Genomic DNA, 26,096 nt, shown 5'->3' with positions numbered 1-26,096 from the left:
AGGATTTTTGTTGTGTTCAAGCCATTCATTATTTTCGCACTGATTTTCCTGACCGGTTGTACCACTGTTGTTATTGACGAATACCGGCGTAGCGATGGAGAGCTAAGAGCAGGCGACTCCGTAGTTATTCTCGGGCGCCGTCACTCCAGCGATTATGAGACAGAACCAGATCTTATTGCCTGTGTCGGCAGAGAGCTACACAACCCGGAGATGGGTGTAAACATCATTCCAGAGAAAGAATTTGTCGACATTATGTACCCCTGGTTTGAACCCCGCACAGCTCCCATGCATGTGCGTTCTCTGGACCGTCTAATGGAAAATGAAGGCGTGCGTGAGCGCATGGAAAACTACGGGGTTAAGTACATAGTATGGATTGATGGATCCACTGAAACGACGGCAAGTGCTGGGTCTATTAGCTGCACCATCAGTACCGGCGGCGCCGGCTGTTTCGGGTTTGGTACCTGGGATAAGGAATCCGACTATGAGGCCTCTGTTTGGGATTTCCGCGATCGGGAATTATCAGGCAAACTGAGTGCTGATGCCAAAGGCACCTCTTATATGCCTGCGATTGTCATCCCAATCCCCTTGATTGCCAGGGTACAGAATAATGCCTGTAAAGGTATGGCGGCCCAGCTACAACAGTTCCTGGTTCCAGCTAGTGGTACAAGCTCTTAGACAATAAATAGACAAGGAGGCAGGGGGTAATGAAAACCATTAATCGGTGGCTCGCCAGTGCGCTGGTAGCAGTGGGGGCAGGGTGTGCATTCAACCCTGCCACAAAAAGCCCAGACTTGGTGTTAATGTCTGAAGGCAAGGAAATCTCTATTGGCAAAGAGATGCATGAGAAGCTGATAGAAAGTACTCCTATTTACCAGGATCCGATTCTCACAGCCTACGTCAATCATGTCGGGCAAAAAGTGGCTGCTGCCAGTGATCGGCCTGACCTCAAGTACCATTTCACCATCATCGACAGCCAGGACATCAATGCCTTCGCCCTTCCTGGCGGTTATGTCTATATCAATCGCGGCCTACTCACCTATTTACATTCAGAGGCAGAAATGGCCGCCGTACTAGCCCATGAAATCGGGCACATTACTGCGCGACACGCTGTTCGGCAAAAAACTGCAGCCACTGGTGCCAGCGTCGCATCAGTTTTATCGGTTCTAGTAACCGGTAGCGGCGTGGTTGGCGATGTAACCAATTTATACAGTACAGCAGCGGTAAAGGGTTATGGCCGGGAAATGGAGTTGGAAGCAGACCGATTCGGTGCGCAATATATGTTTAATGCGGGCTATGATCCACAGGCAATGATAAATGTTATCGGGCTATTAAAAGACCAGGAGACCTTTGCCAGAAGACGTGCCCGTATTGAGGGTAAAAAACCCCAAACCTATCATGGTGTTTTTTCTACTCATCCTCGTAATGATCTTCGCCTGCAGGAAGTAGTAAAAGCAGCGGGTACCCTACCTGAAGATAATAAAGAAACCAAAGTGGCCTATTATCGGGAGAAGACTGATGGTCTGGTGTACGGGGATAACTCCCGGCAATCCAATAAAAATCGATTTAATCATAAACGCCTGGGCTTCTCTCTCCTCTTCCCAGATGGCTGGACGGTGGCAAACCAGCGGTCTTCAATTGTAGGATCCGCCCCAGATAGCTCCGCCACAATTACTATCAAGGTAGCAAAACGCGATGGTAACCAACCTGCAGATATGGCCTTGCGTGAGGAATATGACTTACGAAAACTGGAGCAAGGGGAAAAATTACAACAATATCAGCTTGTGGGTCACACAGGAAAATTTCCCAACCTTGAGAAAGAGGCGCCCGATCCCGACAGAGTTGCAGTTATCTACTATGGAAGCCGGCAATTTATGTTGGAGGGCAAGGTAACCAACTCTGGCTCTCAGGATAAAGAGGCCCTGGAAAAATATGACACTATGTTCCTAACTAGTATCCGTAGTTTCCGGCCCCTACGTAAAACAGATATTGTGGAGAAAGATATTCGCCGGTTGCGCTACGTAAAAGCAAATGAAAAAACTACTTTTTCCTCTCTGGCTAAACATATGGAAATTGGTGAATATGCCGAAGAGCAATTACGACTTTTAAATGGTTACTACCCTCGCGGTGAACCTCAACCTGGTGAATGGATTAAGATAGTGCGGTAACGCATTGTGAATGCTTCATCCACATTAATTTCTTGGCAACAGTATCTCTTTTCTGTAAAGCTTTTATTTGCCTACTTTATGAAGGGTGATTTGTTTTTTCATAAGCTTGAACATTGGGCCCTGATTTCAAAGCTTACCTGAATCATTTTGAAAGAACCCCCTAAAGTCCGGTGTGGCCATTCAGGCTAGTTACCGATAAATGACAATAAACATAATAATAGGAGTCGACTATGAACGGCATGATGATGGAATCTCAGCTCACACTTACCGCTGTTATGCGCCGCGCCCTGTGTAATTCACCGGATAGTGAAGTCATTTCGGTTACTCTGGATAACCCCCTCCACCGCTACAGCTATAAGCAGGCTTTTGCTCGTGCTGCGCAGCTCGCCCAAGTATTATGTATGCTCGGAGCAAATAGAGGTGACCGCATCGGCACACTCGCTTGGAATGACCACCGGCACTTTGAACTCTATTACGCAACATCCTGCAGCGGCTTGGTCTGCCACACGATTAACCCCCGGCTTTTCCCTGAGCAGATTCACTATATTATTGAGCACGCCGAAGATCGCTGGCTATTTATTGATCCTTTATTTGTGCCACTCATCGAATCATTGGAGGATAAGCTCAGCACCGTGGAGGGTGTAATTGTCTTAACAGACAGGGCACATATGCCCGATAGTAAATTAGCCAATTACTATTGCTATGAAGACCTACTAGTCAACCAGCCCAGCAGCTTCCAATGGCCAGATTTACGTGAGGAGAGTGCGGCAGCTCTTTGCTACACATCTGGAACCACCGGTAATCCAAAAGGCGTACTCTATTCCCACCGCGCAATGGCACTGCACACCTATGGTGTGTTAATGCCAGATGCATTTGCTATTCGCCGCGACGAAGCCATTCTCCCGGTTGTCCCCATGTTCCATGTCAATGCCTGGTCTATTCCCTACGCAGCACCAGCAGTCGGCGCCAAACTCGTTTTACCTGGGCCCAGTATGGGTTGTGGAGAGACACTTAGTAAACTGATAAGACAGGAATCAGTAACGATTGCCGCCGGCGTCCCAACTGTTTGGCTGGCACTGCTGAAGTACCTACGCAATAGCAAAGAGACCCTTCCGAGCCTCAACCGCGTAGTAGTGGGTGGCTCCGCCTGTCCCTGGAGCATTATGGAAGAATTTGAACAGCAGCATGGTGTCTATACCCACCATGCCTGGGGCATGTCCGAGATGAGCCCACTCGGTACCTATAACGCCCGAATCGCTCCCTCTATTGCACCTAAAGAAGCCAAAAAACTACGACTCAAGCAGGGACGAGCAGGGTTTGGAGTAGAAATGCGTATTGTCGGCCCTCAAGAAAACCCCCTCCCTCACAATGGGACTGCCTTTGGCGCCTTACAAGTGCGCGGTCCCTGGATTTGTGAGCGCTACTTTAAGTCCGAAGAGTCTGCTCTAACCACCGACGGTTGGTTTGACACAGGCGATGTTGCCACTATCGACTCTCTTGGATACCTGACAATTACCGACCGCACTAAGGATGTTATTAAATCTGGTGGTGAATGGATCTCCTCAATAGAGCTGGAAAACTTCGCTATGACACTAGAGGGTGTAGCAGAGGCGGCAGTTATCGGCGTGACTCATGAAAAATGGGCAGAGCGTCCCCTATTGCTCGTGGTTCTCGAAACAGGTGTCAAACTAAAACCCGATAAAATTCTCAGTACTTTCCAGGGGCAGTTTGCCAAATGGTGGATTCCCGATGACTGTATAATTATCGATGAATTACCACACACAGCTACTGGAAAAATTAGTAAAAAGGATCTGCGTCAGAAATTTTCAGAACACCTATGGCCTCAAGAGATAACCGTATAAAATCCAGCAGTAAAATGTTTAGTAAATTTTGCATTCAGACAGACATGAAGAATCTGTCTGAATGCAACGACTTGACTGGCGGAGCCCAGCAAAATGCTGGGCAGATCACAACCTCAGATTATATCCTGTATACTGATACATCCCTGTCATATTTATTTGCTAGAAAGTCTCGTATCTTTATATGGGATGCATTTCAAATGTTCAAAAAATTTTTATCTTTTTTAATAATACTTTCTTCCGTTGCCGCAAGTCTTACCTGTGCCGAAACAGATAGTTCTTTTGACAAGAATAAGCGCACTCTGGTCATTGCCCATCGTGGAGCATCTGCCTATTTACCGGAGCACACCCTGGAGGCTAAAGCACTGGCCTACGGTATGCACCCTGATTATATCGAGCAGGACCTGGTTCTTAGTAAAGATAACCACCTGATTGTAATGCACGATATTTATCTTGATAGCACAACCGACGTTGCTGATGTTTTTCCCGATCGGGCCCGCGAGGACGGCCACTTTTACACTATTGACTTCACTTTGGAAGAACTGAAAAAACTACGTGTCAGTGAAGCATTCATCATGGGTGAAGATGGACCCCAGGCGAAATATCCACATCGTTTCCCCCTGTGGAAATCCAGTTTCCAACTCTCTACATTTGAAGAGGAAATTGAACTGATCCAGGGATTGAACCGCTCACTCGGCTATGACATTGGTATCTATCCGGAAATCAAAAAACCCTACTTTCATCACTGGGAAGGTAAGGACATTGCCGCAATTGCACTGGAGAAACTTAAGCAATACGGTTACATCAACAGGGATCAAAAAATCTTCTTCCAGTGTTTTGATGCTGAAGAATTACAACGAATCAAATATGAACTAATGCCTGCTCTCGATATGGACATCCCTCTGGTTCAACTTATTGCAGCAACCAGCTGGGGAGAGAAATTAATTCAAGTTAACGGCAATATTCAAAATTACGATTATGATTGGATGTTGGAACAGGGCGGTTTGCGTAAGATTGCCAACTACGCAGATGGCATCGGCCCCTGGTACCCCATGCTGATTGAAATTCAGGATGGAAAACCACGTGCCAATAATGTCGTACGCCGCGCTCACCGCAGACATTTACAGGTACATCCTTACACTTTCCGCGCCGACCCAGAAAAGCTCCCAGAAGAGTTCGAAAGTTTTAATCACTTTTTACATTTTGCCGCTTACCAGTTACACGTGGATGGTTTATTTACAGATCACCCCGATCAGGCAGTCAATTACCTATCCCGCGGCAACCGTAAGCAACATCAACAGTAAGTAAATCAAGCGAACAAAAAAGGCCACTTTTTAGCGGCCTTTTACTTTTAGTCGAACTTTGAGAAGTCTGCGGGACGTTTTTCCATAAAAGCAGTCGCAGCTTCTTTGAATTCCTCCGAGGCTAGTCGATCCTTGAAGTGGCGCCCCTCATCCTGGATAAACTCCAGTCCTTTTTCCAGTGTCGCCTGACGTAATAATTGTTTCGTCAAGCGCACAGCTGCCGGTGCCTTTGCCGCAAGTTCCAAAGCGGCCTCTCGAGCACGAGCAATCGCCTGCTCAGGTTCCACCGCCGCATTACAAATACCAATATCCACAGCCTCCTGTGCAGAAAACTTCTTGCCGAGTAATAGAAGTTCTGAAGCTTTGGCATGGCCAGCAATACGGGGGAGCAAGTAACTGGAACCGTACTCAGGACAAAGCCCCAAGTTTACAAAAGGCATTTGGAACATAGCATCATGACCGGCAAAGGACAGGTCACAGTGCAACAGCATAGTGGTGCCGATACCTACCGCCGGACCATTTATCGCTGCTACAACAGGCTTGGGGAAGCTGTAAAGCGCACTCATGAACTGGAATACCGGTGACTCTTCACCCTCAGCGGAACCGCCGAGGAAGTCTGTTAAATCATTACCACTTGTAAAAATGCCCTCTGCACCAGTTATGATGACCACTCGAATATCGGAGTTATTCGCTGCACTATTGAGCAGCTCAGCCATAGCAGTATACATGGCCATGGTCAGAGCATTTTTGCGTTCCGGGCGATTAATGGTGATTTCCAGTATACGGTCGTTGACCTGGGCCAGAATTTCCGTACATGCACTTTGCATATTATTCTCCGGGTATAGAATCATTTGAGACTGCCAAACAGTCTTTTATATTGGCCTGTCATAGAGCCGTTTTGCATTAAAACGACTCCAGCTATCCACTCAATGAGCGGATCAATAACAGAGAGCACCTATTCAGGCGATTCATATTACCGGCTGCACTCGCTTAGGCGAGTTCATAACCAACCACTTTCGTTGACGGGATTAACCCGGCAGCTGAGAGTCACCAGGAGGACTGCACCGCTAGCCTTTTACCGCAGGGTCCCTTCGTAGAGGTTGACACATACAGTGAACGCCGCCACCCCCCGGGGTGATCATGGAGATGTCTGGATCAATCACTTCCAGCCCATGAGCGCGGCATTTCTCCGCCAGGCCAGTGTTAGCCTTAGGCAACATCACCCGGTCGTTGCCCAGAGCCACCACATTAACCCCGAGTTCCAAAACTTGAGGGAAAGGGATATCGATAATCTCGATATTACGGCTCTTAAACCACTGCACCAACTCAGGCTCTACAGCATCAACACAAATAGCTGCCAACTTCTCTGCCAGCATCGCCACCATGACATCAATATGCAGGAAGAAGGGGTCAAACTGGTAACCCTTCACTTCCCAGCCCTCTTTTTCCACCCAGCGTTGCATTTGCTCGAAGCCTTGGGGGCTAGTGCGCTCGCCAGAGTATCCACAAAGTATTACCCCGGGTTCTAACACCATGAAATCACCGCCTTCAAGAGAGCCTGCAGTAATCACATCGTAAATGGGAATTTCCAGTTGGGCATATTTTTTGACGATGGGCACCCATTCACCACGACGCCAGGGACTGTACATCTGCGTCACTATCGGGCCCCAAGGAGTCATTACTGAGGAGTCACGCCCATAAATCTGGTAAGGCAAGCTACGATCGGCTGGAATCAGGTGTGTATTTACTCCCGCATGTCGATAAGCATCAAGCATCTCCGCGTGCTGGGCTTCAGCTACCTTGTGATCAAACTGCATTCCGAGGCGCTCGGCGCGACGGGCACTGGCATTACCAGTCCGCCAGCTGAAGTTATCCACAGGCCCGATAAGTACATCGCGCAATACGCCGTATTCGGAATCCATCCCCCAATTGGCAAGGGGAACTGTGCCGCCATCCTCATTGCGGTACTTCAGGGTAAATTCACTCATCTAATCCATCCAAATTACTATTGCCGGGCCACTGGCTATATTCCCCAAAAGCCCATTCAGTCTTTAATTTATTTCTCTATAGCCTCAGGCCAGATCAGTACTGGAAAGCATTGCCTGCAACAAGACATTACAACCTGCCTCAAGATGTCCAGGCTCAGCGGATTCAGCCTCATTATGGGAAAGGCCACCTGCACAGGGGACAAAAATCATTGAGACCGGGGCAACCCTGGAGACATAAACAGAGTCATGCCCAGCACCGGAGACCATCTTGCGATGGCTGTAACCCAGGATTTGCACAGCGCTGTCAACAGCATCGATACACGCCTCATCGAAAGCTACCGGCGGCGAATACCATTCCTCCCGCACATCAATGGCAACACCACTGGCTTCCTGCACCTGCTCTGCCACTCGGTAAAGGCTGCGATGCAGGTGCTCTAACCCCTCTGGCTTGGGGTGACGCAAGTCCAGGGCCAGTACAACCTTTTCCGGCACTGTATTGCGGCTGCCCGGAGCTGCGCGCAGATCGCCACAGGTCATTCTGGCATCTTCAGAGTAAGCCTTTACTTCGCCGTAAAGCCTTTCACAAAGCCATGCCAAAGCCTGCACCGGATCACGGCGGTCCTCCATAGGCGTAGGACCGGCATGACAGGGAGTACCGAAAAAAGTGACATCGTACCAGCGGATACCCTGTACCCCGGTAACCACACCAATCACCTGATCCTGCTTTTCAAGAATCGGCCCCTGCTCAATATGAGCTTCGAAAGCCGCTTTTACCGGGAAGGGCTTGGCTGGCTCAGTTCCCAGGTATCCAATGCGCTCCAACTCCTGACCAATACTGAATCCCGCCTTATCAACACGGCTATGGCCGTACTCGAGACTGAACTCCCCAGCCCAAACACCAGAACCCACCATCGCTGGGGAAAAACGTGCGCCCTCTTCATTAGTCCACACGACTACTTCCAGTGGCGCTTTGGTCCTTATCCCCTTCTCCTCCAGAGTACGCAGTACCTCCAATCCCGCCAGTACTCCATACACACCATCGAATTTTCCGCCAGTAGGCTGGGTATCCAGATGGGACCCGGTGATAACCGCAGGCAAGCTATTATCTAAACCCGCTCGCCTGGCAAAGATATTTCCCATTCGGTCCACACGAATCTCGCAGCCAACTTCACGGCACCAGCGCACAAACAAATCGCGCCCATTGCGATCTTCATCCGTCAGCGCCTGTCGATTGCAGCCACCAGCAGGAGTGGCTCCAATTTCAGCCATCTCTATCAAGCTACGCCATAGGCGTGCACCGTCGACACGCAGTTGTTGTACGGGGTTTTCCATTCAAAGAACTCCGGGCCTAATATTGAGCAACATACTAATCACTTTGCTGAAATTTTTGTTTTGATCCTGACTGGCTAAAGAGAGCAATATTCTGTAGCTGATCAAAACTCGACCAGGAAGCTGCCCACTATGCCACTCACCTACAGCTCATACCTTAAAGTAGACGAGCTTCTGCAATGCCAGAAGCCCCTTTCTGATGGCCCAGAGCACGATGAACTTTTATTTATTGTGATTCATCAGAGTTATGAATTGTGGTTTAAGCAAATGCTGCACGAGCTGGACTTCCTCGTGAGCCTTTTCAATGCTGGCGAACGCAACCGCGCTCTGCATACGCTGAAAAGAGTGGATGCCATTTATCGTACCCTAATCCAGCAGGTAGATATCCTCGAAACCCTCACCCCTCTGGAGTTCCTCTCTTTCCGTGATCGTCTTTCAACCGCCAGTGGTTTTCAATCTTTTCAATTCCGCGAGCTGGAATTCTTATATGGAGCCAAGGATCCAAGAAAGCTCGATAACTATTTACCGGGTTCTGAACACTACGCTCGCCTGCAAAAACGACTGAAATCCCCAACACTGTGGGACGCTTTTCTAAATTTCCTGGCTAAGGAGGGCCACCAGATACCCAATAGTCTATTGGAGCGTGATTTTAACCTGGTTGCCGAACCATCCCCTGCGGTACAGCAAATTCTAATTGATATCTATCGCAATGATCCCCTGGTTAGCGAGATTTGCGAGGCTTTGGTGGATATTGATACCTCACTACAACAATGGCGGTATCGGCACGTGAAGATGGTGGAGCGTACCATTGGCAGTAAGATTGGCACCGGCGGCTCTAGTGGTGTGGGCTACTTGCAAACTACCCTGTTCAAGGCCGTTTTTCCTGACCTGTGGGCTATCCGCTCAGAATTCTAGGTACAACTCGGGACCTAAGAAAGTAGCTATGACTATAAGTCGGTGAATAGTCAAGTAGCTCTTCCTGCCCGTAAAACTGCGCAGGCATAAAAAAAGCCAGCACAATGCTGGCTTTTTAACTCTAACCCTCAACTAAATAGTTGAGTGAGCTTACTTCTCGAAGGGTACCAGTGACACCTGGATAACCGGGCTTACTTCCTTAGCCGCATCAGCAATCTGTACATAAGTATCGGCACTGGACTTGTTGTGCGCACGTACAATCACGATTGCCTGGGGATTCTCAGCGTACAGCTGGGCGATACGGGCACGAACCGCACGGCTATCAATTCTGCTACCCGCCAGAGTGATCTCATCATTGGCATTCACAACCAGTAGAATATTCTGATTACTTTCATCAGGTGGGTTCTGGTTGGTCTGATTCGGATCAGGCACATTTACGTCCAACGCTTTCTCTTTCACAAAGGACGCCGTCACAATAAAGAAGATCAGCATGATAAACACAACGTCCAGCATGGGCGTCAGGTCGATATCCGCCTTTTCTTCTTCTACGGCCTTTCCGCGTCGTCTACTCATAAAACACCGTGCAATTATCAAATACCAAAGGTGCCGGATTAACCGGTCTAATCTGGTGGGCAAGATTGCCGCGAATCGGCAAGCATTGCAAGCACAACCTATAACTCAGACAAATAGTCCATAAAAATCAATAGCTTACAAAATAATCCCAGCCCCGCAGATCATTTTTTGAGCGAAAAAATCCGACTAGCGCTGTTCTAAATAGTTCTGATAATCCGGTACTTCACGATTGAAAGCCTGATCCATCAAGGCCGACTGCACAATCATATCAGCACTGCTCGAATTACAAGCCACAGGGATATTCCAGGCTGCCGCGATACGCAATAGCGCTTTAACATCCGGGTCATGTGGCATCGGCTCAAAAGGGTCCCAAAAGAAAACCAATAGGTCGACCTCTCCCTCACTGATTCTGGCCCCCAATTGCTGATCCCCACCAAGGGGGCCACTTAGCAACCTTTCCACCCTCAGGCCCGTGGCCTCCTCAATCTTGCCACCGGTAGTTCCAGTAGCCAGGAGGTTGTGCTTTTCCAGAAGCGCGCGGTGGCGCAAACACCAGTCGATCATTGTTCCCTTGCGGTTATCATGTGCCACTAGAGCGACGCGTTTGGTAGCAGGCAGGGCTTTAGAGATAAATTCCATTGGAACCTCGGCAGGGTGATTTTCTTCTATATTATCTTAATTCTGGCTTTTAGCTCTGGCATCCTCCCCTTGAAAACCCTTTGCCAATCCAATTAAGAAAATTCTCTCCCGCAGGAATATTTCCAGCCCGTTATAATAGGAAAAAAATCCTATCTATATAAAGGAGTGAGTATGAGTGTCGGTGCCTGGGAGCCACAGGTGAATGGCCAGCAAGAAGAAAGCCATTGGGAATTCAACCGGGATCAACTGCAAAGATTTATTGCGGCCACAGTGATAGATAGCCCTCTAGCAGAAACCATAAATGAGGAGGACCAACAAGCCTCACAACTTATCCGACTTCCAGCTCAACAGTGGCTGGAGCAAAGCCAGCATTGGAATAACGATCAGCTATGGCAACTGATACGTTTTTTCACACTCGCAGAAATGCAATTGGCCGGCTGGGATGCGGGAGCGGAGTCAGCCGTAATACCTTTAGCAAAGGTTCTTCGACAACGTAAAGCCGCGCTATCACGAGAACAGCTGCTGTGGATTCGCCAACACTCTGATAACCGCTATCTGCCATACGGGCCACTATGATCTAATCATTACTAATGAAGATAGCTAGTTGTTCGGTGAAAGAAACAGCCTGGTCTTTTCCTTTCACCGGAGCCCCATAAAAGAATCCACTAAAGTCCAACCTCCTCCCACCCAATTGCAAATATCAATCGCAATAACTTTGTTGCCGCCAACCCAGCCTGACATCTGCCCATGAACACTATTAACAAACTAAGCCCTTACAACTTTCAATAGAAAATGAACAAAAGTGATAATTCGTGGGCCGAATGCTGCCTAGTGAGACTACTTCAAGCTTCGAAACATCAACTGGGATTCACAAATGAGAGAAATACGTTCTTGTGTCACTATATAACAAAATGAATTGATTCGGTCTGAAGTAGGGACAATACAGAATGTATGAATCAACAAACAACTAGTTAATCTACCCCTCTAGAACTTCCCCTCCTTTGGCTGAAAGAACTGACCTGCTTTTTATTTGGTAATCCTGTCACAAACATTGTGTAAACCCCTCAATCAGTTGGCACCCCTTAACCTGGAGCATCAAAACTAATCTATACATTGGTGTCGGAGATCGGCCATGTTGCCGTAGAACCATGGGTTACAAAAAGCATCATCTAATAATCTGCTCCCAAAGAACTGCTCTCATAAAACCGTATAAATAAGAAGGCTATATCGTCTGCCACTCACTTCCACTGCAAATACTTAATTTACACCGCACTAGTTACACTCAAGAACCACTCAAACTACATGATTTGCTTCACCACACTTATACACCCCGATAATAGATGCCTTTGCACAGCGAAATTTCCGGAGATACAAAGTGGCATGGACAGCCATCAGTTAGGTTTTGTTAGCATGATGAGTAGACAAGAAAGTTAAATTGCTTACTTAACTCATCTTAACCGTAGTGAGAAGCTTGCCAACAAAGAGAGTTGGCCACAAAAAATGTAGGACCATTAATCCATACGAAATTACTCAACTATTCACGTTTTAAACACATTTGATAAACGTGCACTACGATAAACAAAACGTGTCCATAACTTATCAAGAAACACAAAACGCCCTTCGAAATCCTCTTTGACAGGTCCACAAAATGGAAATAAGTTAAAAAAAACCATTTTTTTTAACTTAAATTGCAAAAAACCCTATAAAACACTTGCATTTAGGTATACAAATAAGCTGCAATTAGCGCCGCTTACTTGGAGGGACTCACTATCAATTGTTTTCTGCCGAAAACAAACGTCTTTAGTGACGCAATGCAACGCAAAGATGGCTGAGAATAATTGATAGGAATGCCTCCAATTTACTAAAACAAATCTTTTGCAGGGATAATTTAATGGCTACAAAGAAAGCCCCTAAGGTCGCTACTAGCGATATCGCTCAACTAGAAGCAGAGCTTCGCTCTTTGACCGCAAAACTGGAAAGCGCTCGAGTCAAACAAGAGAAAGACCTTTCCACTAAAGCAGAAAAATTGGCCATCAACGCCAAGAAAGCTGCAGAAAAAGCTAAAACCGCCCAGGAAAAACTGGCCACTGTTCGCGCCAAGAAGAAGACTCCTGCACAGCAAAAGCAACTGCAGAAAGCCCGCGATGCCGCAGCAGCTGCCAAAACCGCAGCAACTGAACTCAAGAATGCCGCGGCTGAAGCCAAAGAAGAACTGGCTGCGATCAAAGCTGCCAACAAACTTGCCGCTAAGGTAGCTAAAGTTGTCGCTAAAGAAGAAACTGCTATTGCCAAAAAGCTGGCTACTGCTGACAAGAAGAAAGCCGCTGCTGAAGCCAAAAAAGCTGCTGCTGCTGCCAAAAAGGCCGCCGCTGCAGAGAAAAAGAAGGCAACTGCTGTAAAGAAAAAGCCTGGACGCCCGGCTAAAACTGAAGAAGCCAAGAAAAAGCCTGGCCGTCCGCCAAAAGCAGCAGCCGCTGAAGAGACTAAGAAGAAGCCCGGTCGCCCCAAGAAAACTGAAGAAACCAAGAAAAAGCCCGGTCGTCCCGCCAAAAGTGAAGCGGCAAAGAAAAAGCCAGGGCGCCCCAAAAAAGCAGACACTGCAGCCCCAGCTGCAACTGAAGCTGCTCCAGTGAAGCGCGGCCGCGGCCGTCCACCGAAGGCAGAAACTGCACAAAAGAAGCCTGGACGCCCAGCTAAAAGCGAAGAAGCAAAGAAAAAGCCAGGGCGCCCCAAAAAAGCAGACGCCGCAGCCCCAGCTGCAACTAAAACTGCTCCTGTAAAGCGCGGTCGTGGCCGCCCGCCCAAGGCCAAGTAAGTGCCCTAGCAACGGGAACTTGAACTCCCGCTGTACGAACCCCGGCTGGCCCGGGGTTCAGCTTTTCGTTTGCCACTCCTCCTATTCCAAGCCGCGTAATTCTCTCATTCTGGCCTGAGTCTGACTTTCTTAATTCGATGGTCCCTACCTAATTGCAAAACACAGTTCGCCCAGTTAGGCATATCCATCAGGATGTTTCGAGTTACTCTTTCATAATGCTGAACAAATCGCTCCAACTCTTCTTCTCGCATCCCCATACCAGTCCGCTCACGTAGCTTTTGCTCCTGCAGTTTTCGCCACTCAAGAATAGAACTCATATCTGGCGCCTTTAGCAATACCATAACTTCTACTTTATCGAAAAGCTGTTGGTAATGATCTTTGAGCTGTTGGTTGACGTAATTCCTCCAGATACCAGCTTGATCCTCTGTCTTTTCCAGAAGGTTTAATGGGTAATTTGCTCTAACCATTGGCCGAGCTCCAAGGCACCAGCCCTCAAACAGAACTATATCCACCTTCCCATTGTGTATCGGCCACCGATCATGAGGCGCCCTCTCATCAACAGTTTTGTCAAAACGGGGGAGAGCTATAGTCGTTTGACTGCTGGCATGACACAGAGCCTCAAGGATATCAATCCCCATTTGAACGTCATGAGTGCCCGGTACTCCCCTAGTTTGCAAAAGGGGGTGAACATCCTGTGCAAGTTGTCGTCGCTCTGCGCGGGTCAGGTAAATATCATCCAGGGAGAGTGCACAACAATCGAGTCCAAACTCTGACAAAACGCAACGAATAAAGTCTGTCAGTGTGGACTTACCAGTGCCCTGGCCACCGCTAATACCCACTACCAGCGTTTTTCCTGGTGCATGACACTCCTGCAACCACAATGCCAGCGGCAAATAATATTGAAGTACCTCTGAGTGAAACTCCGCTGGCAACTGATGCTGCGAAATAAAGTCCACGATACTGGAGCGCAAGTTTGTCCCGACAAGATAGCGGCTGCGCTCCACAATACTTTCGGGCCAGGTTTTTAGCATTTTTATTTCCTACAAAGAAAACGGGGGCCATGGCCCCCGCAATTAGTGATCATAAGACTATATAAAGCTAACTCCAGCGAATTTTGCCCAACCCGGTCCCAAATCGCTTTCCACGTAGATGTCCCGGTAGCACCAGCATCACCGGAGTGACCAGAAGCGTTAGTAATGTGGAAAAAGAAAGACCATACACAATAGCACTGGCAAGTTTGACCCAGAAGGAGGCTATCACTCCATCAACCACCACATTCCTGCCAACCATATCCACACTCACCCCCAAAGCCAGTGGTAATAACCCAAGAATAGTTGTGGCCGTAGTAAGAAACACCGGGCGCAGCCTCTGGGTAGAGGCCTTTAGCGCAGCCTGGGCTGGTGTGAGTCCCGGTTCACTCTTACGCACAAAATTGTAAGTATCAATAAGTACGATATTGTTGTTGACCACAATTCCCGCCAGAGCAACGATGCCAACTCCAGTCATAATGACGCTAAAAGTACTTTGGGTTACCAGCAGGCCGAGCATGACGCCAATGGTAGACATAATTACCGAGGATAGAATCAGCAATGACTGATAAAAGCTGTTGAACTGGGTCACCAATAAGATAAACATGAGGAATAGTGAAAGTAGGAAAGCAACGCCTAAAAACTGGAAAGACTCACTCTGCTCTTCATCTGCACCACGAAACAGTAATTCAATACTCGGATCCACCGGATTTTTTTCCAGCCAGGCCCGGATTTCTTTTACCTTATCATCCGGTAATACTCCCTCCTGGGCGTCCGCCTTAATCTGCATACGGGTTATTCCATCAATCCTCTCTATTTTATCAACCTTGGGCATGGCCTCTGTGTGTACAAAGCTACTGATCGGCACTGTACCTCGGGCCGTATTTACCTTCAGCTGCTCCAATGCAGTAATTCCACGGGCGCTCCTTGGGTAGCGAATACGAATATCCACCTCTTCATCAGTGTCATCGGGACGGTATTCGGCCACGCGCACACCATTTGTCACCAATTGTACTGCGCGCCCTACTTCAGTGAGATCCGCTCCATACAGGGCAGCTTTGGCTCGGTCCACTTGCACCTCCCACTGAATACCGGGAAGTGGGGCTGTATTCACAACATCCCGCAGGCCTGTGAATTCATCCTCCATCGCCCGGTGCAATCGCCAAGTCTCCGCCAGGAGTTTTTCATAATCCTGCCCTCGTAACTCCAAGACAATATCCTTACCAACCGGCGGCCCTCCCTCCATAACATTGGCCGTCACCTTAATTCCGGCAAAGTTGGCAGTGCGTGCACGAATATCTTCAAATACTTCCCGGCTGCGCCTTGCCCGCTCTTCTGCCGGTAACAGCTCTACCAGCATATTGGCTATTTGATCCGGTGCCCTATCGGAATTACCGGATATTCCTCCAGAGCCAATAGTACTGTGAGCAACGCGAACTTCCGGTACGCCTAACACAGCCTTTTCTACCTGGGCTACAAGTACTTTCTTTTCCGCCATAGATAAGTTGCCCTGAGCCCGAATTTCTACATTGCCATATTGCTCTTCAGTTTCCGTAAAAAACTCCACCCCAGCACCGTAACGGCCAAAGGCCATAAAGATCGCCACAAGTATCACTATCGTGGTTGCAAATGCTGCGGCGGGGCGACGCAGTACAAACGCCAGCAGGCGTGTGTAATATCCGGTAATGCCCGGCAGCAGGGTCGGCTCTCCCTCCTCCAGTTGCTTGAGGTGATTTCGAGTGGATGCAGTCAGATTACTCTTGCCAAACAGGGAGCCCAGCACCGGGGCAAAAAAGAGCGCGTACAACAGCGAACCCGCCAGAACTGCAAATACAGTCACCGGCAAATAACGCATAAACTCCCCGACAACTCCAGGCCAAAGCATAATCGGCAAAAAAGCGGCGAGCGTTGTCGCGGTAGAGGCGACCACCGGCCAAAACATGCGGCTGACTGAGGCGATATAGGCATTGCGTGCGCTCAACCCCTCAGCCATTTTGCGATCGGCAAACTCGGTGATCACAATGGAACCATCAATCAACATCCCGAGCGCCAGCAACATGCCGAACATCACCATAAAGTTGAAGGAGTAACCCAAATACCAGGTAACAATGGAACCAAATAGCAATGAAAAAGGTACGCCCAGACCCACGAGGATACCCGAGCGGAAACCAAGTGCGGCGACCACAATAATCATCACCAGCAGCATGGCTGTGAGAATATTGCCCTGCATTTCACTGACCATATCCCGCGCAAAGTTGGACTGGTCGAAGACAAATTCCACTTCCACCCCCCTGGGCAGCATATCCAGCTCTTCCTGTACAACCTGCCTGACACTGTCAGCCACATTTACGGAGCTGGCATCGTTACGTTTCTCGACATTAATTGCGAGACCGGGGCGGCCATTAATGCTTGTATAACTAACGGCATCTTTGAAGGTACGGCGGATATCGGTAACGTCTCCCAGGGTAATGACCCCATCGGGGGAGTTTTTTAAGGGGATCTCATAAACATCCTGGGCAGTTTCTATCAAACCTGGAACTTTTACTGAAAAACGACCGCGCTTGGTATCCAGTTCGCCGGCGGGAATCAGCAGATTATTACCCAGTACCGCATTAATCAGCTGGTTACTGGTTACCTGGTAATGCTCCAGGCGCACCGGGTCGATAATTGCTTCAACAACTTCTTCACGGTTTCCATGCAGGTCTGCACTCAGCACATCACTGAGATTTTCAATTTTGCGTTTTAGCCGTTGTGCACTGTCGAGTAAAACCCGCTCACTGACCTTTTCTCCAGAAAGAGTAACTACTATTGTGGGGAATGGCTGTGCTGAAGCCTCTTCAACTGTCGGCTCCTCCGCATCCCTGGGTAATTCGGCCCTGGCTCTCTCAACAGCATTGCGGATATCGTCCACGGCATCATCGACGTCGATTGCGGAATCAAATTCCACCACTATATAGGCGAGCGATTCCCGCGCGACGGCAATCACTTCGACAACGCCCTCGACTGCACGGATTTCCTGCTCCATTGGGCGCACTAACAGTCGAACTCCATCCTCCGGCGAGATTCCCTCATGGGTTACCTGCACCATAACAAAGGGTGGATTTACTTCGGGGCTGGATTCGATCGTCATTGCTCCGCGTGCCACCAGCCCCACCAGGACAATCAGCAGCATCAAGCAAAGCGTACTGCGATTTCTCTCAATCGCGCCTTCCAACAACTTCATTGCTGGTCACCTTCTACTATTGGGCGCTGGTTCGAGGCAGGTATTAAAATAGGCTCGGAGTTAGTATTTGCAGGCTGGGAAAGACTTTCAAAAGTCCGCTCGGGTGCAATCATTTCCACACGGACAATATCCCCAGTACTGACATATTCCTGGCCTACAGTAATTAATGTGACCTTGTCCGGTAGACCACTAACCCAGACACCACCATCCCCATCGCCCACCAGGGTGACATTAATAAAGTTGACCTGATTATTTTCATCGAGGATACGCACCCCCAGTTCACCCCGATCATCCAGGGTCAATAGCGAGGAATTGATATAATGTGCCAGGATTTCACCGGTAGGCAGGGCTAGGCGACCACTCAAGCCACCCCGTAGAGCATTATCAGGATTATTAACTGCAACCTCGACCCGGTAGGCACGGGTAATCTCCTGGGCCTGTTGGCTGATATAACGGACCTTACCTTGCACCGGTATTCCACGCTGTAATTGCGCGCTGGCTGGTCCCCCTGGAATTAGGTGGCCTACTTGGTTTTCCGATACTTCTCCGACTATCAGGAGCGGGTCCAGATCCAACAGAGTGGCACACTCTTCACCGCGGCGAATAAAGTCTCCCAACTCTACAGCCCGGCTGTTAACAACGCCGTCAAAAGGGGCACGGATTTTTAAGTTATCAACCATAACCTTGGCTTGGATGTAGTCCGCTTGCGCCTGGGCCAATGCCACCTGCTGAGCAGCCATGGCGGTATCCGATTGCAACCCCTTCTTTTTCAAGCGCAAGGCACCGGCATAATCCAACTCAGCCTTGCGCTGGGCTGCCTCCGCTAGCACCAATTTATCCAGACGATCCTCCGCTTCAATTTCGCAGATCACCTCTCCGCGTTGCACAGAACTGCCCTCGGGCACAGGCAGATTGGTAATGATCCCATCCAGTTCCGCACGCAGGCGTACACTGCGGTTAGCTTCTGTGTGCCCATTTACCAGTGCCTGGGTTGCATAGGACTGTGCCTCGATACGCTGGGCCTGGACGCGCATAGTCGCCTCAGGCTTTATACCTGCCGCCGCTTTCTCCTCTTCCTCAACAGGATCACCCGAACGCAATTCGCCGCTGAACAGCCAGGCAAATGCCAACAGGCTGATGAACATTGCCATGCGGTAATTGCGGTTAGACCAGATGGATGCCAATAAACTCATAGCTATAAAAACCTGTTGAACAAAGGTAAACAGGCCCCGCTTCAATGGAGCAGGGGCTTAAGCAGGCCAAATTTTACACAGCACGGCCATATTCCAAAATTGAATTTTGCTGGAAATAGACCAACTGACGTGACGACAGGGCCGATTACATCCACAGAGGTCTGAGAGACTCTGAGTATATGGGGAGCCTAATCACAGCGTTGGTTTTAACCGGGAATTTAACCTAAAGAGGAGGGAAGGCTGGCCACTGCCAAATTCTGACTAACTACCTAGGGCCACGACAGCAGCTCAACCCTCTTAAAGATTAAATTGGTTTGATACTCATGAGAGCATGGATTCGAGGAAGCCGAGCATATCAGATTCATCATCGACCAACTCGCCAGAACCAAACTCCGCATTCCAATCGAGCAGTATTTGCGCCAATGCACGAGCCTGCTCCGCAAGGGCAAGGAGTTCCTCGCGACTGTTCTTGGGACCAGTATAAAGTTTCAGCCTGCGGTGGCTATCCGCCAACTGGTGGCCCGGATACTTGGAGCGGTAAACCTCTAGTTTCCAACGCAGTGAATGCACCATGTTGCGATAAAAAATCAGCTTAGCCGGTAACTGCAATAGGGAGAGGTCTTCCAGATCACCAAACAAAGTACAATCGAGGCCTAGTACCTGAGTCTCACGGCTATGACGCGCGGCAAATACATTGGCACTGCGCGGCTCCGCCAGCAACATCGACAAATCGCCAAATAATTCTCCCGGCCGAATAACTGCCAAGGTACGCTCCGGGGACACCCCCAAACCATTACCGGTATTTTCCATCTGTACCTGCAACTCACCACGCAACAGGAAATAGACCCATTGATCCACATCACCGGCGCGCAACAGTTGCTCTCCCGGCTCCAGGCTTACCAGCCTGGATCGCTTCAACAGTACATCGTACTGCCATTCACTGGCTGCGCGAATATCACGAAAGAGATGAATGACATTGAGCAGCCGATCCACGGCATCCCGCGGGTAATCGATAAGAGGTTTAATTTCCATGCGTACGACAAATTAGTGAAAACTATTCCATTTTTTTGGAAACTGTGGCCAAAGCGACTTTATAAAGCGCGATTCTAAACGATAACAGTCTGCAACACCCATCCTGACTTGTGACAATCGTTTCCCGCTGTGATCGCCCAATCACCTGTAGGAGGACATTCTAACCGCTCTAGGCTTGAACTCCATTGCAGTTGCAGTAGAGTTAGACGAAGTGGTGAGTACAGTGTGCTCGCTCACACTTTGAATGCGCACTTTTTCATCTGACTTGTGTGCACTGGGGAGGGGCCCCAACTTCTTAATTACCGGAACCTCTTAATCCGGGTAATCAGACACCGTAGAACAATGAAATCGATAAAAATTGTCTTCTCACTTTTGGTGTTTACACTTGCTGTATCTGCAAAAGCTGCACCACTCCTAAACGGCCTCGCGCTCGAAAAGCAATTCAACAAAGAGCTCTACATCGCCGCCATCTATTCTGAAAATCTCAGCGGTGACTCCGCCGGGCTACTTAATAGTGAATTGCCACGACGGCTCGAGGTGCGTGTACTAGCCAGTAGCCTTCCCGCACGCCGATTCCGCAACCAGTGGATGGAAGGCATCGCCATTAACAACCGCGGCGATACCTTGAGCAGCCAGGCTGAAACCATGGTGACATTTGCCAATCTGTTTAAGGGGCGCTTTTTACGCGGGGACCAGTTGACCATTGATTTTGCCGCAGATACCGGCATCACCACCGTAGCCTTAAACGGCATTACTCTGGGCGAGATCAATGATCCCGATTTCTTTGATACCCTGATGCGTGCCTGGGTTGGTCCTGTACCGCCATCCACAGATTTCCGCGATGGTCTGCTCGCTGCGGGAAATATTCCCAGTGGCCTACTCACTTCCTTTGAAGCACTCGAGCCCAGCAGTGAACGCATCGCCGAATTGCAGCTGAAGCAAATCAGCCAGGAAGAAGCCCTAGCGGCTGCCCAGGAGCCGGAAAAAGAGGAGGTATTACCCAAACCGACTCTGGCCGCAGTCGAACTCGCCCCCCCAACAATGACCCTAACACCCGCGGCTGCCGAGACTATTGAAGTCATAGACTTGGTAGAGAGCGCGGCCGGAGCTGAGACAACAGACCAACTCCTGCAGTCAGCAGGTGAACCGCACCAACTCGCAGGTGTAGACAGCGCAGAGGCCAACCAACTGGCTGCCACTGACGCCATGGAGTCCTCCGCCGACACTGCGGAAATGCTTGAGGAGGAAGAAGAAGCCCCTCTCACCGCAGATATGATTCTCGCCCGTCAGATATTCCATTCCACCCTATTGCGCCATACTTTCAGCCATATTCGTTACCCCAAACGCGCCCAGGAACGCGGCCAGGAAGGCAGTGTACGCTTGCATGTGGTAATTGATTCTGCTGGTGATATCCAGGAAATTCAGACTGTACAGGACTCTCGCTACAGTATTCTCAATCGCGAAGCCCGTGCTGCTGTTGAGCGGGCAGCCCCCTACCCCTCTGTGCCCACACAGCTCGGGAGCGATGGCTTTAGCTTCTCACTGCCAATTACCTTTAACTTACCAGACTAAGTCCCATCCCAATAAGGTCCCAGCTTATGGGGCCTTATTACTGGCTCAAACTGATACTTTTACCGCCCTCATCCCATTCTTTTTACTTGCTCCCTCCGCAGTCTATCGCGACCAATCTCCCTCTGAACGCAGTTCCCCTTGTCCTGGCCTGAGGTCACCTCTTACCATATGCGGCTGTTTTGACCGATGAAAATTTAGCCAATAGAGCAAAAATGAAAAAATTATTATTACCAGTCGCTATCGCGGGCATCCTTACCGGCACCCAACTATCAATAACAGCCCAGGCACACGATCACGGCAATTCTGGCCATCATAAAGCCGCTAGCCAGCAGGAGCAGCTCTCCTCAGGCATTGATCTCAGCGCCATGGATACTAACGTACGTCCACAGGATGACTTCTTTGCCTATGTAAACGGTACCTGGCTGGAAAACACCGAAATCCCCGCTGACAAATCCCGCTGGGGTGGCTTCTCAATCCTGCGGGACCAGAGCACCGAGCAGGTAAAAGCCCTCATTATGGAAGCGGGCAAGGGCGCCAAAAGCGATGGCGCTAAACAAATTGGTGACCTCTACAACAGCTTTATGAATGAGAAGCTGATTGAGAAAAAGGGCTTGTCTGCCGTTTCCGGTGAACTCACCAAGGTAGACGCTATCAAGTCCCGTAAAGACCTAACTGACTTCTTCGCTTATGCAGATACCGCCGGCTACAACGTTCCTTTCGGCGGTACTATCTATCAGGACCTGAAGCAGGTTGAAAATTACATAACTTTCCTCTGGCAGGCGGGTCTGGGACTGCCGGATCGAGATTACTATTTCGAGGATACCGAGAAGAGCAAGAAACTGCGCAAAGCATATAAAGAGTACTTGGCACAAATCCAGGAGTTGGCTGGGCTCGACAATGCCAAAGCTTTCTCTGACAAGATCTTCAAACTGGAAGAGAGCTTAGCTAAGCACCAGCGCAGCCGTCTGGATAACCGAGACCCCGAGAAGTACTACAACAAAAAATCTGTTGCGGAGCTAAAGAAGCTGATGCCGGCGGTAGACTGGGACAGCTATCTGGCCAAGGCCAAGCTGGGTAAGGCTGACAGCTTCATCGTCGGCCAGCCCGAATACCTGGAAGCGGCCAACCAGATTATCACCGATACCGATATGGCCACCTGGAAGCGCTATCTAAAGGTCAAAGTCCTATCCGCTATGGCGCCCTATATGCACAGTGAACTGGCACAGGCCCATTTTGACTTTTATAGCACCACTATTCACGGTGTAGAGCAAATGGAGCCCCGCTGGAAGCGCGGAGTACAGTTCGTCAACGGCGCGGTGGGTGAGCTTGTCGGCAAGCGCTACGTAGAAAAGCACTTCCCGCCAGAGGCCAAGGAGCGCATGGTCATTCTGGTGGATAACCTGAAAGCGGCCTACCGTGAATCCATACAGTCTCTGGAGTGGATGGGGGAGGATACCCGCAAGCAGGCGCTGTTTAAGCTGGATAACTTCACCACAAAAATCGGCTATCCCGATAAGTGGCGCGACTACTCCGCCCTTCAGGTGGATGCCAATAACCTGGTAGGTAACGTGCTGGCCGCCAACTTGTTTGAAGCCAACTTCGAGCGTGACAAGCTGGGTAAACCTATCGATCGCAGCGAATGGGGCATGAGCCCACAGACCGTTAATGCCTACTACAACCCGGCGATGAACGAGATTGTTTTCCCGGCCGCTATCCTGCAACCACCTTTCTTCAATGTAAATGCGGACGACGCGGTGAATTATGGTGGTATTGGTGGAGTGATCGGCCATGAAATTGGTCACGGCTTCGACGACAAAGGCAGCAAGTTCGACGGCAAGGGCTATCTGAACAACTGGTGGACAGACTCAGACCGAAGCAACTTTGAAAGCCTCACCAGCAAGCTGGTCTCCCAATACAACGCTTTCGAACCGCTGGAAGGCGAACATATCAATGGCGAGCTGACCCTGGGTGAGAATATCGGTGATCTTTCCGGCCTGGGCATCGCTTACAAAGCCTACAAAATGTCCCTCAATGGCAAAGAGGCTGCGGTGATTGATGGCTTCACTGGCGATCAGCGTGTATTTATGGGCTGGGCCCAGGTTTGGCGCAGTAAAATGCGCGATAAAGCGCTTAGCGGTCGTATGAAGACAGATACCCATTCTCCCGCCGAATACCGAGTCCAAGGCGTATTGCCCAACATTGAAGCTTTCTACGAGGCGTTCGATGTAAAAGAGGGTGACGGCATGTATCTGCCTGAGGAAGAGCGGGTGAAAATCTGGTAACGGACTTTCCTCTCAAGACCGGCCGCCGCCAGCGGCCGGTCATCCTTATCCCAGCGATATCTCTCCTCCTGCCCCTCTCTGCACTATTCACTGCCCCGAGCCAATTTCGCATATTTCATTGCCACTACAGCCTAGACAACTTGTAGCCGCTATGGCGTAACATAGGTAAGGTGCTTACTGGAAAGAGATTATTCATGGCCCATCGCACCCAATTCCAGCTGCTAAGCAGCCGCCGTTTTCTGCCTTTCTTCCTCACCCAGTTTCTCGGTGCCTTTAACGATAATGTTTATAAAAATGCACTGATCGTGATGATTGCTTTCCGCCTGGTAGAGAGCGAGGCAAATGCCCTGATTAATGTGGCTGCGGGCCTGTTCATCCTGCCTTTCTTTCTCTTTTCCGCCTCCGCCGGGCAACTGGCCGACAAGTACGATAAAAGCCGTCTGATCAGGCTTATCAAGCTCGGGGAAATCTGTATTGGGGCACTTGGCGTCACCGCACTTTACAGTGGAAATAATGTATTCTGTCTCGCCGTGCTCTTCTTGCTTGGTATACAGTCCGCTTTCTTCGGCCCAGTTAAATATGCCATCCTGCCGCAACACCTGAAGCGCTCTGAGCTGGTTGGCGGCAATGCATTGGTAGAGATGGGAACCTTTGTCGGCATCCTTACCGGGACCATCGTCGGAGGCCTGCTGGCAGGGATAACCGGCCAGGGAGAAAACGGCCTCTTCTACCTAAGCCTGGTGATTATGGGGGCGGCAGTCCTGGGATATCTGACTAGTCGCAGTATTCCACTGGCTCCAGCACCAGCGCCAAACCTACGCGTCAACCCAAACCCTTTTACCCAAACAGAAAACATCCTGGTTCAGACTTCCAAAACCCCATCCATTTTCTACGCAATTATTGGTATTTCCTGGTTCTGGTTAATGGGTGCAGCCTACTTGACACAGATTCCCAGCTTTACCAAAAATGTTCTCGGCGGTGACGAATCCCTCGTCACACTGCTGTTATGTACCTTTACCATTGGCATAGCCCTGGGTTCACTGCTATGTGAGCGCTTGTCGGATGGAAATATTGAACTGGGCCTGGTTCCCCTTGGGGCCGCCGGCCTTACTGTTACCGGTATTGCCCTATCTGTTTTCGGCAGCAATTTTGTCGAATTACAGCAGGCAAGCCTGGGCGCTTTCCTCAGCAGTGACGGAGCTTACCCAATCCTCACCTGTCTGGTTCTGATCGGTATCTGCGGGGGACTCTACATAGTACCTCTTTACGCGATGATGCAAGACCGTTCAGCCCCAAAAATTCGCGCACAAATTATCTCCGTCAACAATATCCTCAACGCGCTGTTTATGGTGGTCTCCGCCTTGCTCGGCCTGTTCTTCCTGAATATCCTGGAAGTCACCATTCCACAGTTCTTTCTGGTAATTGCCTTGATGAATGCCGCTGTGGCCACCTTCGTATTTACCAAGGTGCCCGAGTTTGCCATGCGCTTACTGATCTGGATGCTTTCCCATACGATGTACCGGGTAAAGCACGAAGGGTTGGAACAGATACCCGCAAATGGTCCGGCACTAATTGTGTGCAACCATGTCAGTTATGTCGATGCTTTACTATTGGCCGGCGCCGTGCGACGCCCGATTCGCTTCATCATGTACAAGCCCATTTACCAAATTCCGGTCTTGCATTTTATTTTCCGAACCGGGCGCGCCATTCCCATCTGCTCCAAGGCGAAGGACCCAGAGGGTTACGAAAAAGCTTTCCAGGAAATTGAACAGGGGCTGAAGAATGGCGATCTACTATGTATTTTCCCCGAGGGACAACTGACAAAGGATGGAGAAATACAACCGTTTAAAGCCGGTATTGAAAAAATATTGGCGCGAACCCCGGTGCCGGTAATTCCTATGGCGCTAAGGGGCTTGTGGGGCAGTTTTTTCAGCCACAAGGATGGGCACGCTTTTTCCACCTGGCCCCGGCGCTTCTGGTCCAAAGTGAGCGTAGTTGCCGGTAGTCCAATTGAGCCCCCCGAGGCCAAGGCAGAAATACTCCACGATGAAGTTTTAGAATTGCGCGGCGAACAGCGCTAAAAGCCCTTATTCCCGGGGCTGACCTGCATGCTCAGCCCCAGTTCATTGTTACGATACTGAGCCACAGTCTCCCAAACGCTAACCTTTCCCCACCTAGC

19 protein-coding genes are annotated in these 26,096 nt (G+C 49.7%); 10 read left to right on the top strand and 9 right to left on the bottom strand.

Translation table 11 applies throughout. The features are described 5' to 3' along the window. Positions 1–12 precede the first annotated feature (12 nt). The 4 genes from ACJJJB_RS00565 to glpQ all read left to right on the top strand — a co-directional run bounded on the left by ACJJJB_RS00565 (position 13) and on the right by glpQ (position 5,328). Positions 13–675 (top strand): hypothetical protein, encoded by a 663-nt coding sequence (locus ACJJJB_RS00565; RefSeq protein ID WP_020411889.1) that lies wholly within the window; start codon positions 13–15, stop codon positions 673–675. Between the two features lie 29 nt (positions 676–704). Further along, complete coding sequence (locus tag ACJJJB_RS00560) at positions 705–2,165, top strand: M48 family metalloprotease (RefSeq protein ID WP_445365506.1); 1,461 nt, start codon at positions 705–707, stop codon at positions 2,163–2,165. A 230-nt stretch (positions 2,166–2,395) separates the two neighbouring features. Next, complete coding sequence (locus ACJJJB_RS00555) at positions 2,396–4,027, top strand: long-chain fatty acid--CoA ligase (RefSeq protein WP_445365505.1); 1,632 nt, start codon at positions 2,396–2,398, stop codon at positions 4,025–4,027. 197 nt (positions 4,028–4,224) lie between these two features. Then, positions 4,225–5,328 carry a glycerophosphodiester phosphodiesterase gene (glpQ, locus tag ACJJJB_RS00550; protein ID WP_445365504.1) on the top strand — a complete coding sequence of 368 codons (1,104 nt, stop codon included), beginning with the start codon at positions 4,225–4,227 and terminating at the stop codon, positions 5,326–5,328. Positions 5,329–5,375: 47 nt separating this feature from the next. Here the strand turns inward: glpQ and ACJJJB_RS00545 are convergent, their stop codons facing one another. The 3 genes from ACJJJB_RS00545 to ACJJJB_RS00535 form a co-directional block, all read right to left on the bottom strand. Beyond that, positions 5,376–6,155, bottom strand: coding sequence for an enoyl-CoA hydratase (locus ACJJJB_RS00545; protein ID WP_444945716.1), 780 nt, complete (start codon positions 6,153–6,155; stop codon positions 5,376–5,378). Between the two features lie 240 nt (positions 6,156–6,395). Beyond that, a complete protein-coding gene (locus tag ACJJJB_RS00540; protein WP_444902251.1) occupies positions 6,396–7,316 on the bottom strand; it encodes a dimethylarginine dimethylaminohydrolase family protein in 921 nt (306 codons plus the stop codon). An 84-nt stretch (positions 7,317–7,400) separates the two neighbouring features. Beyond that, on the bottom strand, positions 7,401–8,648 hold the full coding sequence (locus ACJJJB_RS00535) for a Zn-dependent hydrolase (RefSeq protein ID WP_445365503.1): 1,248 nt from the start codon (positions 8,646–8,648) through the stop codon (positions 7,401–7,403). A 120-nt stretch (positions 8,649–8,768) separates the two neighbouring features. Between ACJJJB_RS00535 and ACJJJB_RS00530 the strand changes: the two genes are divergently transcribed. Next, on the top strand, positions 8,769–9,560 hold the full coding sequence (locus tag ACJJJB_RS00530; RefSeq protein ID WP_444946937.1) for a tryptophan 2,3-dioxygenase: 792 nt from the start codon (positions 8,769–8,771) through the stop codon (positions 9,558–9,560). Positions 9,561–9,710: 150 nt separating this feature from the next. Here ACJJJB_RS00530 and ACJJJB_RS00525 read toward each other — a convergent pair whose 3' ends face one another. Together ACJJJB_RS00525 and ACJJJB_RS00520 are read right to left on the bottom strand one after the other, a co-directional pair. Then, complete coding sequence (locus tag ACJJJB_RS00525; protein WP_020411881.1) at positions 9,711–10,133, bottom strand: ExbD/TolR family protein; 423 nt, start codon at positions 10,131–10,133, stop codon at positions 9,711–9,713. A gap of 186 nt (positions 10,134–10,319) precedes the next feature. Continuing rightward, positions 10,320–10,772: a methylglyoxal synthase gene (locus tag ACJJJB_RS00520; protein WP_020411880.1), complete on the bottom strand. Its 453-nt coding sequence runs from the start codon at positions 10,770–10,772 to the stop codon at positions 10,320–10,322. A gap of 171 nt (positions 10,773–10,943) precedes the next feature. Here ACJJJB_RS00520 and ACJJJB_RS00515 point away from each other — a divergent pair, with 171 nt between their 5' ends. Further along, positions 10,944–11,348: a hypothetical protein gene (locus ACJJJB_RS00515; RefSeq protein ID WP_020411879.1), complete on the top strand. Its 405-nt coding sequence runs from the start codon at positions 10,944–10,946 to the stop codon at positions 11,346–11,348. Positions 11,349–12,663: 1,315 nt separating this feature from the next. After that, a complete protein-coding gene (locus ACJJJB_RS00510; protein WP_445365502.1) occupies positions 12,664–13,587 on the top strand; it encodes a hypothetical protein in 924 nt (307 codons plus the stop codon). A 104-nt stretch (positions 13,588–13,691) separates the two neighbouring features. Here ACJJJB_RS00510 and ACJJJB_RS00505 read toward each other — a convergent pair whose 3' ends face one another. The 4 genes from ACJJJB_RS00505 to ACJJJB_RS00490 all read right to left on the bottom strand — a co-directional run bounded on the left by ACJJJB_RS00505 (position 13,692) and on the right by ACJJJB_RS00490 (position 20,063). Further along, positions 13,692–14,618 (bottom strand): phosphoribulokinase, encoded by a 927-nt coding sequence (locus ACJJJB_RS00505; protein WP_282951678.1) that lies wholly within the window; start codon positions 14,616–14,618, stop codon positions 13,692–13,694. Positions 14,619–14,685: 67 nt separating this feature from the next. Then, positions 14,686–17,838, bottom strand: a complete 3,153-nt coding sequence (locus ACJJJB_RS00500; RefSeq protein WP_353376964.1) for an efflux RND transporter permease subunit — start codon at positions 17,836–17,838, stop codon at positions 14,686–14,688. Further along, the gene (locus tag ACJJJB_RS00495) at positions 17,835–19,031 is read right to left on the bottom strand and encodes an efflux RND transporter periplasmic adaptor subunit (protein ID WP_445365501.1); all 1,197 of its coding nucleotides are present in this window, start codon (positions 19,029–19,031) and stop codon (positions 17,835–17,837) included. The genes ACJJJB_RS00500 and ACJJJB_RS00495 overlap by 4 nt, the downstream gene beginning before the upstream one ends. A gap of 321 nt (positions 19,032–19,352) precedes the next feature. Then, positions 19,353–20,063, bottom strand: coding sequence for a cyclic nucleotide-binding domain-containing protein (locus ACJJJB_RS00490; protein ID WP_020411874.1), 711 nt, complete (start codon positions 20,061–20,063; stop codon positions 19,353–19,355). A gap of 342 nt (positions 20,064–20,405) precedes the next feature. Between ACJJJB_RS00490 and ACJJJB_RS00485 the strand changes: the two genes are divergently transcribed. The 3 genes from ACJJJB_RS00485 to ACJJJB_RS00475 all read left to right on the top strand — a co-directional run bounded on the left by ACJJJB_RS00485 (position 20,406) and on the right by ACJJJB_RS00475 (position 25,998). Further along, positions 20,406–21,635 (top strand): TonB family protein, encoded by a 1,230-nt coding sequence (locus ACJJJB_RS00485; protein ID WP_445365500.1) that lies wholly within the window; start codon positions 20,406–20,408, stop codon positions 21,633–21,635. A 212-nt stretch (positions 21,636–21,847) separates the two neighbouring features. Next, positions 21,848–23,917, top strand: a complete 2,070-nt coding sequence (locus tag ACJJJB_RS00480) for a M13 family metallopeptidase (protein WP_445365499.1) — start codon at positions 21,848–21,850, stop codon at positions 23,915–23,917. A 194-nt stretch (positions 23,918–24,111) separates the two neighbouring features. After that, entirely contained in the window at positions 24,112–25,998 is a 1,887-nt protein-coding gene (locus ACJJJB_RS00475; RefSeq protein ID WP_444945722.1) for an MFS transporter, read from the top strand. The last annotated feature ends 98 nt before the right edge of the window (positions 25,999–26,096 follow it).

This window comes from Microbulbifer variabilis (genome assembly GCF_052468405.1).
The sequence above is the reverse complement of the archived record's forward strand: the minus strand, read 5'-3'. Positions and strand labels throughout refer to the sequence as shown.

Bases quoted from the DNA above. Each gene is read 5' to 3' on its own strand.
- ACJJJB_RS00560 (WP_445365506.1), top strand. From the start codon at position 705: ATGAAAACCATTAATCGGTGGCTCGCCAGTGCGCTGGTAGCAGTGGGG.
- ACJJJB_RS00555 (WP_445365505.1), top strand. From the start codon at position 2,396: ATGAACGGCATGATGATGGAATCTCAGCTCACACTTACCGCTGTTATG.
- glpQ (WP_445365504.1), top strand. From the start codon at position 4,225: ATGTTCAAAAAATTTTTATCTTTTTTAATAATACTTTCTTCCGTTGCC.
- ACJJJB_RS00545 (WP_444945716.1), bottom strand. From the start codon at position 6,155: ATGCAAAGTGCATGTACGGAAATTCTGGCCCAGGTCAACGACCGTATA.
- ACJJJB_RS00540 (WP_444902251.1), bottom strand. From the start codon at position 7,316: ATGAGTGAATTTACCCTGAAGTACCGCAATGAGGATGGCGGCACAGTT.
- ACJJJB_RS00535 (WP_445365503.1), bottom strand. From the start codon at position 8,648: ATGGAAAACCCCGTACAACAACTGCGTGTCGACGGTGCACGCCTATGG.
- ACJJJB_RS00525 (WP_020411881.1), bottom strand. From the start codon at position 10,133: ATGAGTAGACGACGCGGAAAGGCCGTAGAAGAAGAAAAGGCGGATATC.
- ACJJJB_RS00520 (WP_020411880.1), bottom strand. From the start codon at position 10,772: ATGGAATTTATCTCTAAAGCCCTGCCTGCTACCAAACGCGTCGCTCTA.
- ACJJJB_RS00515 (WP_020411879.1), top strand. From the start codon at position 10,944: ATGAGTGTCGGTGCCTGGGAGCCACAGGTGAATGGCCAGCAAGAAGAA.
- ACJJJB_RS00510 (WP_445365502.1), top strand. From the start codon at position 12,664: ATGGCTACAAAGAAAGCCCCTAAGGTCGCTACTAGCGATATCGCTCAA.
- ACJJJB_RS00505 (WP_282951678.1), bottom strand. From the start codon at position 14,618: ATGCTAAAAACCTGGCCCGAAAGTATTGTGGAGCGCAGCCGCTATCTT.
- ACJJJB_RS00500 (WP_353376964.1), bottom strand. From the start codon at position 17,838: ATGAAGTTGTTGGAAGGCGCGATTGAGAGAAATCGCAGTACGCTTTGC.
- ACJJJB_RS00495 (WP_445365501.1), bottom strand. From the start codon at position 19,031: ATGAGTTTATTGGCATCCATCTGGTCTAACCGCAATTACCGCATGGCA.
- ACJJJB_RS00490 (WP_020411874.1), bottom strand. From the start codon at position 20,063: ATGGAAATTAAACCTCTTATCGATTACCCGCGGGATGCCGTGGATCGG.
- ACJJJB_RS00485 (WP_445365500.1), top strand. From the start codon at position 20,406: ATGAAATCGATAAAAATTGTCTTCTCACTTTTGGTGTTTACACTTGCT.
- ACJJJB_RS00480 (WP_445365499.1), top strand. From the start codon at position 21,848: ATGAAAAAATTATTATTACCAGTCGCTATCGCGGGCATCCTTACCGGC.
- ACJJJB_RS00475 (WP_444945722.1), top strand. From the start codon at position 24,112: ATGGCCCATCGCACCCAATTCCAGCTGCTAAGCAGCCGCCGTTTTCTG.